A 15250-nucleotide genomic window follows, 5' to 3' on the forward strand; every position below is an offset into this window, starting at 1 on the left:
GCTGGAATTTGTATTGCTCTTCTTCTAGGATCGTTCCTAATTTTTATTGAAACCAATTCCTATAACTAGAAGTAGAGCGTTATTTTTGTCTCCTGAACAAGTCCCAATGAATAAAATTAGTATTAAACAATTATCTGAAGACATTTCGTCTTGCCTTTCGAAAGATAAGTTCCGGCTGCTAGCTAGGCTGCATCGCAATTCAAAAATATCCAGTGAAAAACAACAGGAATACTTGTTCAAACTCAATGAAGATATTCAAAGCTCTAAATCTTTATATGAGACAAGGCTCAATCAGTGCCCAAAGATTAATTACCCAGATTTACCAGTAAGTGAAAAAAAGCAAGAAATAGCAGAAGCGATAGGTACAAATCAAGTCGTTATCATAGCGGGTGAGACTGGCTCTGGTAAAACAACTCAAATACCCAAAATTTGCTTAGAATTAGGCCGAGGTGTCAGGGGATTAATAGGGCATACCCAACCTAGACGTTTGGCTGCAAGGACAGTCGCTAATAGAATAGCGGACGAATTGAAAACACCATTAGGTGATCATGTAGGGTTTAAAATTAGATTTTCTGACCAAGTGACAGACAGTACCTATATTAAATTGATGACTGACGGTATTTTACTTGCCGAAATTCAACAAGATAAGTTTCTAAATCAATATGACACCATTATTATCGATGAGGCTCATGAAAGAAGCTTGAATATTGATTTTATTTTGGGATATTTGAAACAACTGCTACCTCGTCGCCCTGATTTAAAGCTGATTATTACCTCAGCAACCATAGATCCTCAGCGTTTTTCAAAACACTTTAATGATGCGCCCGTTATCGAAGTCAGTGGCAGAACCTTCCCTGTGGAGATTCGTTACAAAGAAACGGAGCAGGGTGACTACGACCAAATTCAATCTATCACTGAGGCCGTTGACGAATTAATTACAGAAAAGCCTGGTGACATTTTGGTTTTTCTAAGTGGTGAGAGAGAAATACGAGATACGGCTGATGCCTTAAATAAGCGTCAGTACCGGCATACAGAAGTATTGCCACTGTATGCGAGATTGAGCAACGCTGAACAAAACAAAGTGTTCGCTGCTCACTCTGGCCGCAGAATTGTGTTAGCAACAAACGTAGCTGAAACATCATTAACTGTTCCTGGTATTAAGTATGTAATTGACCCAGGAACAGCAAGAGTTTCAAGGTATAGCGTCAGAAGTAAAGTACAACGTTTACCGATAGAAGCCATCTCCCAAGCCTCTGCTAATCAAAGGGCAGGGCGTTGTGGCCGTGTTTCGAACGGTATCTGTATTCGTTTGTACTCTGAGGAAGATTACCTAAACCGAGATTTATTTACCGACCCTGAAATACTAAGAACTAATCTAGCATCTGTTATTTTACAGATGATGGCACTACATTTTGGAAAAATTGATGCCTTTCCGTTTGTGCAACCCCCTGATTCGCGAAGTATCAATGATGGATTTAAATTATTAGAAGAACTGGGTGCAATTGATAATGAAAAGGGCAGACAGCGCCTTACGGCTAAAGGTAAACAACTAGCTAAATTACCGATAGATCCAAGATACGCCAGAATGGTGATAGAAGCTGATAAGTTAAACTGTTTACACGAAATACAAATTATTTCGGCAGGGTTGAGTATCCAAGATCCAAGGGAGCGCCCGCAAGATAAAAAGCAACAAGCAGATCAAAAACACGAAGATTTTACTAATAAAGAGTCTGATTTTTTAGGGTACTTTCAATTATGGCAAACCTTTAAAGAGCAACAACAATCGTTATCTTCTAATCAATTGCGTACTTGGTGTAAAAAGAATTTCATTAATTTTATGAGAATGCGTGAGTGGCAGGATATTGTGAGCCAGTTGAAAAAATCATGTGCCGAACTTGGGTTTGGTATTACGACACAAGAAGCCAGTTATCAAACAATTCACCAAGCAATTATTTCTGGTTTGTTATCGCATATTGGTACTAAAGACAAAGACAGGGAATATCTGGGTGCTCGTAATAGCCGTTTTATGATTTTTCCAGGCTCTGGATTAGCTAAGTCACAGCCTAAGTGGACTATGGTGGCTGAACTAGTTGAAACGGCACACTTATTTGGACGTGTTGCAGCTAAAATTGAATCCGAATGGATAGAAGAATTAGCAACACATTTAACAAAAACTGAGTATTCAGAGCCTCACTGGTCAAAGAAACAAGGGGTTGTACAAGCGTTTGAAAAGGTAACGTTATATGGATTGGTGATAGTAAACCAAAGACGAAGAAACTTTAGTCAGATAGACCCTGTGGCTAGCCGAGAGATATTTATTCGTGAGGCATTAGTGAACATGGAAAGTAAAATGAATTTTACTTTTTTATCTCATAATCAAAGTATTATTGAAAATGTAGAAAACCTTGAAGATAAGAGCCGTAGGCGAGATCTCTTGGTTGATGAAGAGACCCTTGTTCTATTTTATGCTGACAAACTTCCCGATTATGTTTGCTCAGAAACTAGTTTTAAAAAGTGGTGGAAGAAGGCCTCAGCCACTACGCCAGAATTACTCAATTTTGATCCTAAAAGCTTATTAAAGAAAACCACCAGTCATATTGATGCTCACTCTTTTCCAGAAACGTTTAAGCAAAACAATCTAACATTGGCTTTGGATTACCATTTTGATCCTAAGGATACAGATGACGGCGTCAGTTTAATGGTGCCCTTGGCGCTATTAAACCAAGTTACTCCCCAGGGCTTAGATTGGCTTATACCTGGATTAAGGCACGAACTCATTATCGCTCTTATTAAAGGCTTACCTAAATCTATTCGTAAAAACTTCGTCCCTGCGCCTAATTATGCTGATGCTTGCATAGCAGATATGCAGCAATTCGACAAAAAAGGTGAGATTTTAGCTTTTCTACCTAGTTTATCTTTAAAATTAAAACGTATGACAGGGGTTGTGGTAGATATAGAAGAGTGGCAGCTAGATAAGCTACCTCCTCACTTAGTTTTTAATATTAAAGTCCTAAATAATAAAGGCTCTGTGATTGAGCAGGGTCGAGATTTAATAAAGTTACAACTCAAACTACAGTCACAAGTTAAGGAAAACTTACAGCAAGTTGCCACACCAGAGGTTGAGCAGTCTGGGCTAGTAGATTGGAGTATTGATACTATCCCCCAAGAGTTTATTAATAAAAACTCAGGGTATGAAATTAAAGCTTACCCAGCTTTAGTCAACGAAGGTAAAACAGTAGCGGTTAAATTATTTGAACAACCAAATATCGCGCTAGAATCACATAAAATTGGATTACGTAAACTAGTCATATTATCGATACCTTCCCCCGTTAAATATTTACAAGACAAGCTCCCCAATAAAGCTAAACTCGGTTTGTATTTTAATCCTTTTGGGCAAATTAAAGCTCTGATAGATGACTGTATCGATGCTGCAGTCGATCACATGATTGAACGATATTGTGTAGAGTTTAATACTGATATTCGCGATAAAGTGCAGTTTCAAAAGGTCAGTGAATTTGTAAGACAAGATATTAATGAAGAAGTCTTGGAAATTGCCCAAAAAGTAGAAGTTGGATTAACCATAGCTCATGGGATTAAGAAAAAAATGAAAGGAAATGTACCACTCAATTTAATCTATGCCCATGGTCATATTAAAGCGCAGCTGGATAGTTTAGTGTACAAAGGTTTTGTAGCTGATGTGGGTGCAAAAAAATTAAGCGATTGGCAGCGTTACGTAAAAGCCATCACGAAACGTTTAGAAAAATTACCAGTTGACCCAACGAAAGATAAGTTACATCAGTTGAATATAGAAAAAGCCGAGTCCGCTTATAAAAATAAATGTAATAAGCTACCTGCTAATCAGCCTTTACCTTCTCAATTAAAAGAAGTTAGATGGCTATTACAAGAGTTACACGTATCTTTTTTTGCTCAGCAATTGGGGACATCAACACCTATATCAATAAAACGTATATTAACTTATTTAGACTCTCTTTAGTCTAACCTTTGGTAACAATCGTTGACTTTATAAACTAAGCACCCTATAAACAAGGGGAGAAGATTAAACAGTGAGAGGTATGAGATGTTAGGATACGACGATAAACGCAATTTTTTTAGAATGATGGTAAATTCTATTTGCGATCTTAAGATTGTAGATGATCAATCTTCACGTTCAATTCAAGCCGTTTGCAAGGATATTAGTGCAACAGGTATGTCATTTGAATTAGAAGAAAGCTCAGTGGAAGTAGGTACTTTAATCAATGTTTACATTGAGTCTACCAACGCTCAGATTCCATCATTAACGGCTGATACTAAGGTGATATGGTGTGAATCTAATAAAGAAAACACCTGCACTATCGGTGTAGAAATTTTAGAAATGAAATAATTGCACTACTAGAAAAGTGGCCAATGGCCACTTTTTTATGATTGTTTAGGGTTTATATGACTTTGCAAACTAACCCTTTTAAGTAAAAGCCTTCAGGATAATTAGTCGAGACAGGGTGATCAGCGGCTTGACTCATTCTTTCTATTATTTGCACCGTTCTTCCCGCGTCTAATGCAGCATCTGCTACTACTTTTTGAAATAAATCAAATGATAATAGTCCAGAACAGCTAAATGTGCATAGGATCCCTCCGGGTCGCATTATTTGCATTGCTAACATATTAATGTCTTTATACCCTCTGCAAGCTCGAGTTAGGGAACCTTTAGAATCAACAAACTTTGGAGGGTCCAGAATAATCTCGTCAAACTGCCGACCTTCCTGTTTAAAATCTCGTAGTGCTTGGAACACATCTAGGTTTAGAAACTCACTTTTAGAGGCGTCTAGATTGTTGATTTCAATGTTTCGTCTGGCTGTCGTCAAGGCAAGGTCTGACACATCTAGATTCGTGACAGACTTTGCATCATTCATAAGAGCGTAACTTCCAAAGGTTCCTGTATAACAAAAGCAGTTTAATACTTCTTTTTCTTTAGCATACTTAGCTGCAATAGCACGATTATCCCTTTGATCGAGGTAAAAACCTGTTTTATGTCCTTTTTTTACATTGACGAGTATTTTGACACCATTTTCTTCTATTACTACTTCATCAGGCACTTCACCATGTAATACTTGAGTAACTAATTCTAAGCCTTCTTTTTTGCGAACCGCTACATCACTTCTTTCATAAATAGAGCAGTCAGGAAACTGTTTAGTTAAAGCCCAAACTATTTTGCTTCTATGTTTCTCAGCTCCCGCAGATAATAACTGGCAAACTAAGACATTGGCATATCTATCGATGGTAATACCAGGCAGGCCATCAGACTCTGCGGCTATTAACCTGTAACCTGTTAAACCATGCCTAGCTATTAATTCTTCTCTGCTGCTTTGAGCCGTCGCTATTCGTCTTTGAAAAAAGCCGTTATCGATTGTTTCATTTTTCTCAAAAGTCCAGATACGAACTTGTATTTGCGACTCAGGGGACCAAGCACCACGTCCTAACCAGTCACCATCATGTGAAAAAACATCGACAGTATCTCCGCTATTGGTTCTTCCTATGGTTTTTTCAATTGCCCTAGAAAAAATCCAAGGATGGCGGCGTAATAATGATTTTTCTCGACCTGGCTGTAAAATAACGCTGGATGGCATAGGATAACTTCAGTTTAAAAATTTGCGGTGATTGTACATCAGGTCAATTTAATGCAAAACATAAAAGGCGGTCTAGTTTAGTGAAGTTTATACAGCATATTAAGGGTGGAGATCCAAGCTCTCTTAGCGTAGCAGAAGCAGCTATCCCAGTATTAGTTGAAAATCATGTCTTAGTGAAAGTCGCATACTTCGGTATCAATAGAGCGGATACTTTGCAAAGGCAGGGTAAATATCCGCCACCGTTGAATGAAAGTGAAATATTAGGCTTAGAAGTAAGTGGGGAGGTAATTGCTATACATGATAGTCAAGCTAAACCCGTTCACCTTAAAGTTGGGGATGAAGTTTTTGGTTTGGTAGCTGGAGGCGGCTACGCAGAATATGCTGTTATAAACACCGAGCATGTAATGATGGTTCCTAAAAATATTAATCTCGGACAAGCTGCAGGTATAGCAGAATGTTTCTTAACGGCTTATCAGGCCCTATTTGTGGAGTCACATCTTCAATGTAAGCAAAAGGTATTAATACATGCTGGTGCTAGTGGTGTAGGTATAGCAGCCATCCAGCTTGCAAAAAGTCATGACTGTTTAATAGCCACTACTGCTTCAAGTGCGACTAAATTAGACTTATGTCAGCATTTAGGGGCAGATATTCTTATTAATTATACACAACAAGACTTTGTAGCTGAGATAAAAAACAACTGGGACGGTTGTGATTTAGTAATTGATTTTGTTGCAGGCGATTACCTAAACCGAAATCTTAAGTTATTAAATATAGATGGCACAATTTTATATCTCGCGATGTTGTCTGGCCGCTATGCCGATAACCTTGATATAGCCCTTTTACTAGGTAAACGCGCCTCTATTAAAGGCTCAACCCTCAGAAATAGAAGTGATGTATATAAGGCTGAGCTCATTAAAAAGTTTACTGATGCTTGTTTAGCTGACTTTGCAAACGGCCAGCTAGTATCCATTATTGATACCGAGTATTCAGTAGCAAAATTAGCAGACGCACACCAACGCATCGAAAATAATGACACACAAGGGAAATTGGTAGTGGGTTGGTAGTGAATCACTATAAAAAGTGGTCATGTTAGCTGTACAGTTAAGAATAGATTGATTAGAATAAAAACTTGACACAAGTGTCAGGTTTTTTTGATTCTACTAATCTAACCTCACTTTTATCTCAGCTCATTGTTGTTAATTGTTGTGCATAGCGATTATCTCGCCCAACACCTTGTATATAAACGCCCAGGAAATCGTAAATGATTAAAGATACTCAAGCACAAAATACCTTAGATGAAAAAGGGACCACATTAGAAATGAAATTAAAAACCCATTTTATTGACTTGGTGAGTGAACGAGTGGGTGGTGAAACCCTTTCATGTAGTGATGATTTTTTTGCTGAAATGGAAAACCTACTAAAACCTGGCCGTGGAATTTTTATAGATGATAAGTATACAGAACGTGGTAAGTGGATGGATGGTTGGGAGTCGAGACGCAGTTACGGGCGAGATAATGGTCGAGATTTTGATTGGTGCGTTATTAGATTAGGTATTCCGGGAAAGATTAAAGGTTTTGATATAGACACCAATTACTTCAGAGGTAACGCCCCTGAAAGTGTTTCAGTAGAGGCCTGTAATAGTACTACACAACCTGACGATGAGACGCTTTGGGTTACCGTTCTTGAACAAAATGAAGTCGCAGCCCATAGCCAAAACTTATTTGAAATTAACAACAATGATTCTTGGACACACGTCAGACTCAATATATTCCCCGATGGGGGAGTCGCTAGACTTCGTGTCTATGGAGAAGCTGACGTAGATTGGGGGCAATTTGTTGAAGGCGAGTTAATAGACTTGGCCTATATCAAAAATGGCGCAAAAGCATTATTAGTGAGTGACATGTTTTTTAGTGATAAGAATAATCTGATAATGCCAGGGCGGGGTAAAGACATGGGCGACGGCTGGGAAACTAAACGCAGGCGTGATCCTGGGCCAGATTGGTCCATTGTTAAATTAGCGGTGCCCGGAACAGTTGAGAAAGTGCTGATTGATACGTGTCACTTTAAAGGTAATTTCCCAGACACCTTTATGTTAGAAGGTACAAGTACTGATAATGACGACTTTGTAGACCAAGACGTGCAATGGCAACCTATCATCAAGAAAACAAAATTATACGCCCATAGAGAACATTTATTTATTGAAGAAATATCAACTTTAACTAGTCAAGCATTTACACATGTACGCTTGAGTATATTTCCTGACGGCGGCATATCTCGTATGCGAGTTTTCGGAAAACCAACAGCGTAATACATGGGGAAGTTAGTTTGATGGAAAATCAATTAGTAAAACCTAAAGCATTAACTTCTGAGTCGTTTGAGGCTTTTGGAGATGTGATTGAAGTAAATTCAGAGTCTACTAATTTTAGTATAAATGATGGGTATACCCAAAGGTATCATGATTTAGCAACGGTTGATGTGAGTGAAAACAATGGAAGAACCTTAATCAACATATTTAGATCGACCCCTTTGGCTCAGCCTATCGCCATAAAAATGATGGAGAGGCACCCTTTGTCTAGCCAAGCATTCATTCCGATGGGAAGTGCACCTTATTTAGTTGTTGTTGCGCCAAAAGGTGAGTTAGACACGGATAAAATTGAAGTGTTTTTAGCCCACGCAGATCAAGGCGTTAATTATCATAAAGGCACCTGGCATCATTACTGTTTAGCATTGAGTCAGGTTAGTGACTTTTTAGTGGTTGATAGAGGGGGCGACGGTGACAACTGTGATGTAGTTACCCTAGATGGCTCTATCGTAGTTGAGCCTTGGTAGGCTTTTTTACCTTTTGGGAAGTGGTTAATAACTTAGTTAGCAAAACAGGACATAAAGAATGAATGAACGAATAATTGAACATGGCTATCAAGTCGCTGAATGTTTACATAAGTTAGTAAATGATGAGGTGCTTCCTGGTTTAGATATAAGTAGTCATGATTTTTGGCGTTCATTTGCCGATGTAATGGACGAATTTTCTCCAAGAAATAAAGCCTTACTTGATATTCGAGAGCAGATGCAAAAGCAAATAGATGCTTGGCATAAAGCTGATGAAAATACTCCGTTCAATCATGAGTCTTACAAAAAGTTTCTAAGTGATATTGGCTACTTAACTGCAGAGGGCGCTGATTTTAAAATAACCACTGACAATGTAGATGCCGAAGTTGCGTTAATTTCTGGCCCGCAATTGGTGGTGCCTTTAATGAACGCCAGATTTGCCTTAAATGCCGCAAATGCGAGGTGGGGGAGTCTTTATGATGCTTTGTATGGTTCTGACATCATAGTCGATGAAAAAGAAAGTACTAACAAGGGCTACAATCCTATTAGAGGCGCTAAAGTAGTAGCATATGGACGTGAGTTCTTAGATCAATGCTTGCCTTTAGAATCAGGCGCTCACAAAGATGCCTCTCGTTATCTTATAAAAGATAAACAGCTAATTGTAGAGCTTCAGTCGGGCTCAAAAAGTGCTTTAGCGAAGCCTGAACAATTTGTAGCCTTTATAGGCACCCTAGCCAGTCCAACAGCTATTTTGTGCATGAATAATGGTTTACATATTGAAATACAAATTGACGCCAATAGCCCTATTGGTAAAACAGATTTAGCTCAAGTTAAAGATATTGTCTTAGAGTCTGCACTAAGTACCATTCAAGATTGTGAAGATTCAATTGCTGCCGTTGATGGAGAAGATAAAACAGCAGTTTACCGTAATTGGCTGGGTTTAATGAAAGGGGACTTAACCGAAAAGATTGTTAAAGGCGGTAAAGAGATAGTTCGTTCACTTAATCCAGACCGAGAGTACCTCACTGTTGATGAAGAAGCATTTAGTCTATCGGGACGTAGTTTACAGTTTATTCGTAACGTTGGTCATCTGATGACCACAAATGCAGTATTGAACCGTGATGATGACGAAGTACCAGAGGGGATCTTAGATGGTATTATTACAAGTTTAATATCACTGCATGACTTGAATGGCTCATCACAGTATGTGAACTCTAAAGAGAAAAGCATCTATATTGTAAAACCTAAAATGCATGGCCCAGCAGAGGTGGCATTTACTGATGAATTGTTTAGCACCATAGAAAACAAACTGAGCTTGCCAGCCAACACCATAAAGATGGGAATTATGGACGAAGAGCGACGTACCTCAGCTAATTTGAAAGAATGCATACGTGCTGCTAGTAGCCGTGTGGCGTTTATCAATACAGGATTTTTAGACAGAACCGGTGATGAAATTCATACCTCTATGTTAGCAGGCCCTATGGCCCGTAAAGAGTTAATGAAAAATGAAGCTTGGATTGGTGCTTATGAAAGCCGCAATGTGTTAATTGGCTTGGCAGCAGGTTTGAAAGGTAAAGCTCAGATAGGCAAAGGGATGTGGGCCATTCCAGATGAAATGTCAGCCATGATGGAAGCTAAAATTGGCCACCCTAAATCAGGTGCAAGTTGTGCTTGGGTACCTTCACCCACAGCAGCAACACTACATGTAATGCACTACCACCAAGTAAACGTTACAGATGTACAAGATAGACTTTTAGCATCATTAGGGGCAGAAGTTGGTAATCAGTTAGATGAGCTTTTGACAATTCCATTGCTGAAAGATCCAGATTCAATATCTATGGAAGAGCGACAGCATGAACTGGATAATAATGTGCAAGGATTATTGGGCTACGTAGTTCGTTGGGTTGACCAAGGCGTAGGATGCTCAAAGGTTCCAGATATTGAAAACGTCGGTCGCATGGAAGATAGAGCCACATTACGGATTTCCAGCCAACATATTTGTAATTGGTTACACCACGGTTTGTTAAATGAAGAACAAGTTATGGCAAGCCTTCAAAAAATGGCTGCTGTTGTTGATGCTCAAAATGTCGGTAATACTAGCTATATTGCTATGGCTGATAACTTTGAAGAGAGTGTTGCGTTTCAAGCTGCTATCAATTTGATTTTCAAAGGTAAAGAGCAACCTAGTGGTTATACTGAGCCTTTATTACATCAAAGACGAAAAGAGCTCAAAGCTAAATTGCTTGTAATTTGAACACCAATGGCGGTTTTTGCACTGCTATTTATTGCGGGTGTTGGCTAACATGACAGTTAAAAATAGCCCAGACGATGTAGGCAATGTTCGTAAAAAGAATGTTGCCATCATCTTAGATGCTGCAAAAAAAGAATTTGTGACCTTTGGTTTCAAAGGGGCGTCTATAAAAAGAATTGCAGAGAGAGCCAACATACCTAGGGCTAACATACACTATTATTTTGCTAATAAAGAAGAGCTTTATAAGGTATTGCTTACTGATATTGTTACAATATGGAATAAAAACTTTGATTCTTTTACTGATTGTGATGACCCAAAAGTGGCTTTATCGAGTTATATACGCTCTAAAGTAAAATACTCAATGGAAGATCCTGAAGGCTCACGAATATTTGCAAGTGAAATTATTCATGGTGCTGATGCCCTTGAGTCTTATTTATCTTCTGACTTTACTCTGTGGTTAGAGCAAAAGGTAAAGGTTATAAAAACATGGATAAAAAATGGCTTAATGGATGACATCAACCCTTATCATTTAATGTTTTTAATCTGGGGAGCTACCCAACACTATGCAGATTTTAATGTTCAAGTTGTGGCTGCGTTAGATGTAGAGCAACTCAACGAAGAGCATTTTGAAAGCATAGTCCAATCTATCACGCATATTGTTTTGAAAGGTTGTGGCATCTCATAGAACTTGCATAAAACGAATTTCCACTAGCCAGTTAAGGCATTAAAAAGGATAATGCGCGCGTTATTCATTCATATCAAAATAAACTATCATGCTATCTAATTTTTCATTACCTGATGACCTTTCATGTTTAAAGGTTGTCGTACTAACAGGGGCTGGAATTTCTGCTGAATCAGGTTTGAAAACATTTAGAGATAATAATGGATTGTGGGAAAACCATTCAGTTCATGAAGTCGCCACCCCAGAAGGTTTCAGTGACAACCCCAGCTTGGTGTATCGCTTTTATAATGAAAGACGTAAGCAATTATTCAGCAAAGACGTTAAACCTAACATGGCTCACTATGCCTTGGCTAAACTAGAAGAAAAGTTGGCAGACAACCTCTGGGTGGTTACTCAAAACGTTGATAACTTGCATCAAAGGGCTGGCAGTAAAAATATCATACATATGCATGGTAGTTTGTTATCAGCCAGGTGTTTGCAGTCTGGTAGAAATACCGGAACTTTAAAAGATATAGACAGCGCAACTCAATGTAAATGTTGCCAACCTAGCAGTGGCATGCGCCCCGATATTGTTTGGTTTGGAGAGATACCAATGCATATGGAACGTATTGAATCATTGCTCCGTGAAGCTGATCTATTTATATCGATCGGTACGTCTGGTACGGTCTATCCCGCCGCAGGATTTGTAAATTTAGCAAGTCATTATCAGGTACACTGCGTGGAATTAAATCTAGAGCCGAGTGATGGTTTTAATCAGTTTTCTGAAAAACATTATGGTTCAGCTACCCAAGTTGTGACAGATTTTGTTGATACATTACTAGAAGGTTATTGAGTTGTTGGAGTACATAGAACACTACTGGTTGGAATTTTTAACGATTGCAAGTGTACATATTTTTGCAGTGGCGAGCCCTGGTCCAGATTTCGCTATAGTGTTAAAGCACAGCATTCGTTACGGCCGTCGCTTAGCGTTAATAACTAGCATAGGCGTTGGCGTTGGCATCCTGGTACATGTTGTTTATTCATTATTAGGGATTGGCTTATTGATTAAAGCCAATCCAGATTTATTTAAAATCATCAGTTATATTGCTGCCGCATACTTGCTTTATATCGGTTGGGGAGCAATTCGCAGTCCCGCTCCCTCAAAAGACAGCAGTTCGGTTAGTAGCGCCAGTGGAGTCATGATTTCAGACAAAAAAGCGTTTATGATTGGCTTTCTAACTAATGGTCTTAATCCAAAAGCGACCCTATTCTTTTTATCTATTTTTGCTGTCGTTGTATCCGCTGACACCCCAAATTTAGTCAAATTAGCGTATGGCTTATATTTGGCTATTGCGACTGGGCTATGGTTTTGTTTTCTGTCGGTGATTTTAAGTTCAGATAAGGTCCGCGCCTTTATAGGTTCAAAGGGTTATTGGTTTGACCGTGTTATGGGAGCGGTTTTAATTATTTTAGCGGTAAGCTTAGTTTTACCCTGAATATATAAAGTTTAATGTTAAGTAGGTGATGAGTGAAACAAGAAGAGTGTAAAGTAGTCGGTGGTAGCTATGAAAAATCTATTAATGGCGAAACCCGAATAGATCTAAAAACATTAAGTGTTGAAGCTTGGGAGCTGTCTAAAAAAGGCAAAGCCGAAGTAATGCAAGGCGTAATGTTAATGTTATTTATCGTAATGGCATTTGTTTGGGTGTTACAAAGCATCTTTGGTATTGCTGATATGTCAGCAATTTCGCCACGAACACAGGTGACAATGGAGTTAGGGTTTATCGTTATTACTGCTCCCATCATCGCGGCAATGTTATTGATTGGTATGTTTCGCAGTGTAGGGCTTAAGCCTTCCTTTCTCCCTTTATTGAAACGGGCATTTGGTTCATTTGTGATTATTCTGTTGGCCCTATTATTAGCTATATTGGTGGATGTCGCAGGGCAAGTTTTGTCGTTGGCCGGTTTGTTTTTTGGGATTGTGACAACGGTTTATTTAGGTATGGCCACCGGTTTTTCAATGATGTTATTAATTGAAAAACAATTAGCACCTAAAGATACTATCATCCAATCTTTTAAGGTTTTTAATCGTCACTGGCCGAGCTTAAGTCTTTTCTATATTGGCTCTCTGGTACTTTTTTTATTGGGAATGTTGACTTTTGGGGTCGCCTACATTTGGTTAATTCCCTTCTATTTCAATTTAAAAGGTGTGTTATATCGAGAGCTATTTGGTGTAAATGTCAAAAAGCATGATAAGAAGCCAAAACAGGAAACTATATTTAATGCTTAAAATAGCTTTAGCAACAATCACAATATTATTAAGTGTCGTGACGTTTATTGTGACAGTGCAGAAAAACACTTCCGATGAGAGCGTTAGTGTTGGGCCTCTAAGTGTAGAGTTCCTGAAATTGCCTACGCTTACATTTGAAAATGATCCAGTCCCAAATTTTAATCAGTACAAAGATGTTATCCAGAAAAAACAGGCATTTTTTGGCTATTTGTTGCCTGAAATTAAAAGACAGAACGCTATTATAATAAAAGAGCGAGAAGCAGTATTTAGGTTGTTTACTTTATACAAAGAGGGAGAAGGCTTCACTTCCAACCAGCAAACATTATTTGATTTTTTGTTAACAAAATATACGGTTGAATTCGATGTTTTAAATGAAGTTGTTTTTAAAGAGTTACTGGCAAAAGTTGATGTTATCCCTGAAGCCTTGGTGTTAGTGCAAGCCGCTATAGAGTCAGGGTGGGGAACGTCTCGCTTTGCCATAAAAGGTTATAACTTTTTTGGTTTGTGGTGCTTCAAAAAAGATTGTGGCTTTGTACCAAGACAACGCAATGATGGGGCAGTTCATGAAGTGGCTAAATTTAAAGATTTGTCACACGCAGTCATGACATATATGCGTAACATTAATAGATTATATGCATATGAGGATCTTAGAGCGGTGCGGCAATCATCCTTTGAGCAAGGCAATGAAGCATCTGCAGAATTGTTAGCAACAGGGTTAATATCCTATTCTGAGAGAGGGCAAGAATACATAGATGAGTTGCTAAATATGTTAAGAGTTAATAAAAAATATATGGGGTTAGAACGATGAGAATAGCGTTATTGTGTTTGTTTTTTGGTTTAAGCACGTTTAGTTATGGAGAAACCATAGATGTAGAATATGCAAGTTTCTACAGCCACGTGAAAAAATTACAAGATGAAAATACTCAAGCGCTTAGGTTTGCATTTGGCTTTAAACATATAGTAAAACCAGGGTTATGTGAGGTACTTACAGCTAAAATAGTGACCCAAAAGCAAACGCTGCCGTTGGTTGTTGAAGGTAATTATCGATTTACGGTACCTACCGATAAAATCTTAAAAATGGCTAAGGCTTTAGTTTTAGTCGATATTGAAGATCAGGCTAATCAATGCGACATGTCGGTTCAGCTAGAAACCAAACCGCAATACCTTTCAGTACATTATTCAGATACTGACCTTGAATATTTATTAAAACAGTATCAGGCATTTTTTAATGATATGGGTGGGATTTTTTCTTTTATGATGCCTGAGGTTGATGGCTTAGTATTTCATTTTGATTCGAGCACAGTGTTATCAGATTCACAATTGGGACGTGTAAAAGACAATCGATTAACCCTAAACTTAGCACAAATTAAAGCTAAACCTGAATTAGATTTTCCGGTTAAACCTATTCGGATCACGGCCTCAATAGAATAATAGCTGGATTAAAGCGTTGAGCCTATAAGCCTGCGAGTTTACTCTGTTTGTCTCTTAAGTCGCTCTAATGAGCATTAATGTTATTCAATTAAGAGCGCCGTGATAGGCGCAAAAACGTTTGCTCCTCTTAGTATTTACAAGATATTGATAACACTAAAGATTGAACATAT

The 15250-nt window shown here is 38.4% G+C and carries 13 protein-coding genes; 12 read left to right on the top strand and 1 reads right to left on the bottom strand.

The annotated features are described in order from the left end of the window. Positions 1-106: 106 nt before the first annotated feature. Both hrpA and ABJD71_RS04060 read left to right on the top strand, forming a co-directional pair. The gene (gene hrpA / locus ABJD71_RS04055) at positions 107-3994 is read left to right on the top strand and encodes an ATP-dependent RNA helicase HrpA (protein ID WP_348165362.1); all 3888 of its coding nucleotides are present in this window, start codon (positions 107-109) and stop codon (positions 3992-3994) included. An 84-nt stretch (positions 3995-4078) separates the two neighbouring features. Then, the gene (locus tag ABJD71_RS04060; RefSeq protein WP_348164901.1) at positions 4079-4381 is read left to right on the top strand and encodes a PilZ domain-containing protein; all 303 of its coding nucleotides are present in this window, start codon (positions 4079-4081) and stop codon (positions 4379-4381) included. Positions 4382-4433: 52 nt separating this feature from the next. Here the strand turns inward: ABJD71_RS04060 and ABJD71_RS04065 are convergent, their stop codons facing one another. Beyond that, positions 4434-5621 (bottom strand): class I SAM-dependent methyltransferase, encoded by a 1188-nt coding sequence (locus tag ABJD71_RS04065; RefSeq protein WP_348164904.1) that lies wholly within the window; start codon positions 5619-5621, stop codon positions 4434-4436. An 80-nt stretch (positions 5622-5701) separates the two neighbouring features. Between ABJD71_RS04065 and ABJD71_RS04070 the strand changes: the two genes are divergently transcribed. From ABJD71_RS04070 to ABJD71_RS04115, 10 genes are all read left to right on the top strand, one after another. Continuing rightward, positions 5702-6685, top strand: coding sequence for an NAD(P)H-quinone oxidoreductase (locus ABJD71_RS04070; protein ID WP_348164907.1), 984 nt, complete (start codon positions 5702-5704; stop codon positions 6683-6685). A 197-nt stretch (positions 6686-6882) separates the two neighbouring features. Beyond that, positions 6883-7929: an allantoicase gene (alc, locus tag ABJD71_RS04075; RefSeq protein WP_348164910.1), complete on the top strand. Its 1047-nt coding sequence runs from the start codon at positions 6883-6885 to the stop codon at positions 7927-7929. Between the two features lie 20 nt (positions 7930-7949). After that, positions 7950-8450, top strand: a complete 501-nt coding sequence (locus tag ABJD71_RS04080; RefSeq protein ID WP_348164913.1) for an ureidoglycolate lyase — start codon at positions 7950-7952, stop codon at positions 8448-8450. A 58-nt stretch (positions 8451-8508) separates the two neighbouring features. Beyond that, positions 8509-10701: a malate synthase G gene (locus ABJD71_RS04085; RefSeq protein ID WP_348164916.1), complete on the top strand. Its 2193-nt coding sequence runs from the start codon at positions 8509-8511 to the stop codon at positions 10699-10701. A 49-nt stretch (positions 10702-10750) separates the two neighbouring features. After that, positions 10751-11383: a TetR/AcrR family transcriptional regulator gene (locus ABJD71_RS04090; RefSeq protein ID WP_348164919.1), complete on the top strand. Its 633-nt coding sequence runs from the start codon at positions 10751-10753 to the stop codon at positions 11381-11383. A gap of 88 nt (positions 11384-11471) precedes the next feature. Continuing rightward, complete coding sequence (cobB, locus tag ABJD71_RS04095) at positions 11472-12212, top strand: Sir2 family NAD+-dependent deacetylase (protein ID WP_348164921.1); 741 nt, start codon at positions 11472-11474, stop codon at positions 12210-12212. 1 nt (position 12213) lies between these two features. Next, entirely contained in the window at positions 12214-12855 is a 642-nt protein-coding gene (locus tag ABJD71_RS04100; protein ID WP_348164924.1) for a LysE family translocator, read from the top strand. 32 nt (positions 12856-12887) lie between these two features. Further along, entirely contained in the window at positions 12888-13649 is a 762-nt protein-coding gene (locus ABJD71_RS04105) for a hypothetical protein (RefSeq protein WP_348164927.1), read from the top strand. Then, on the top strand, positions 13642-14457 hold the full coding sequence (locus ABJD71_RS04110; protein ID WP_348164930.1) for a glucosaminidase domain-containing protein: 816 nt from the start codon (positions 13642-13644) through the stop codon (positions 14455-14457). The genes ABJD71_RS04105 and ABJD71_RS04110 overlap by 8 nt, the downstream gene beginning before the upstream one ends. Further along, positions 14454-15080 carry a DUF2987 domain-containing protein gene (locus ABJD71_RS04115; RefSeq protein WP_348164933.1) on the top strand — a complete coding sequence of 209 codons (627 nt, stop codon included), beginning with the start codon at positions 14454-14456 and terminating at the stop codon, positions 15078-15080. The genes ABJD71_RS04110 and ABJD71_RS04115 overlap by 4 nt, the downstream gene beginning before the upstream one ends. Positions 15081-15250: the final 170 nt, after the last annotated feature.

The organism is Paraglaciecola sp. (assembly GCF_039943935.1).
Taxonomy (GTDB): Bacteria; Pseudomonadota; Gammaproteobacteria; order Enterobacterales; family Alteromonadaceae; genus Paraglaciecola.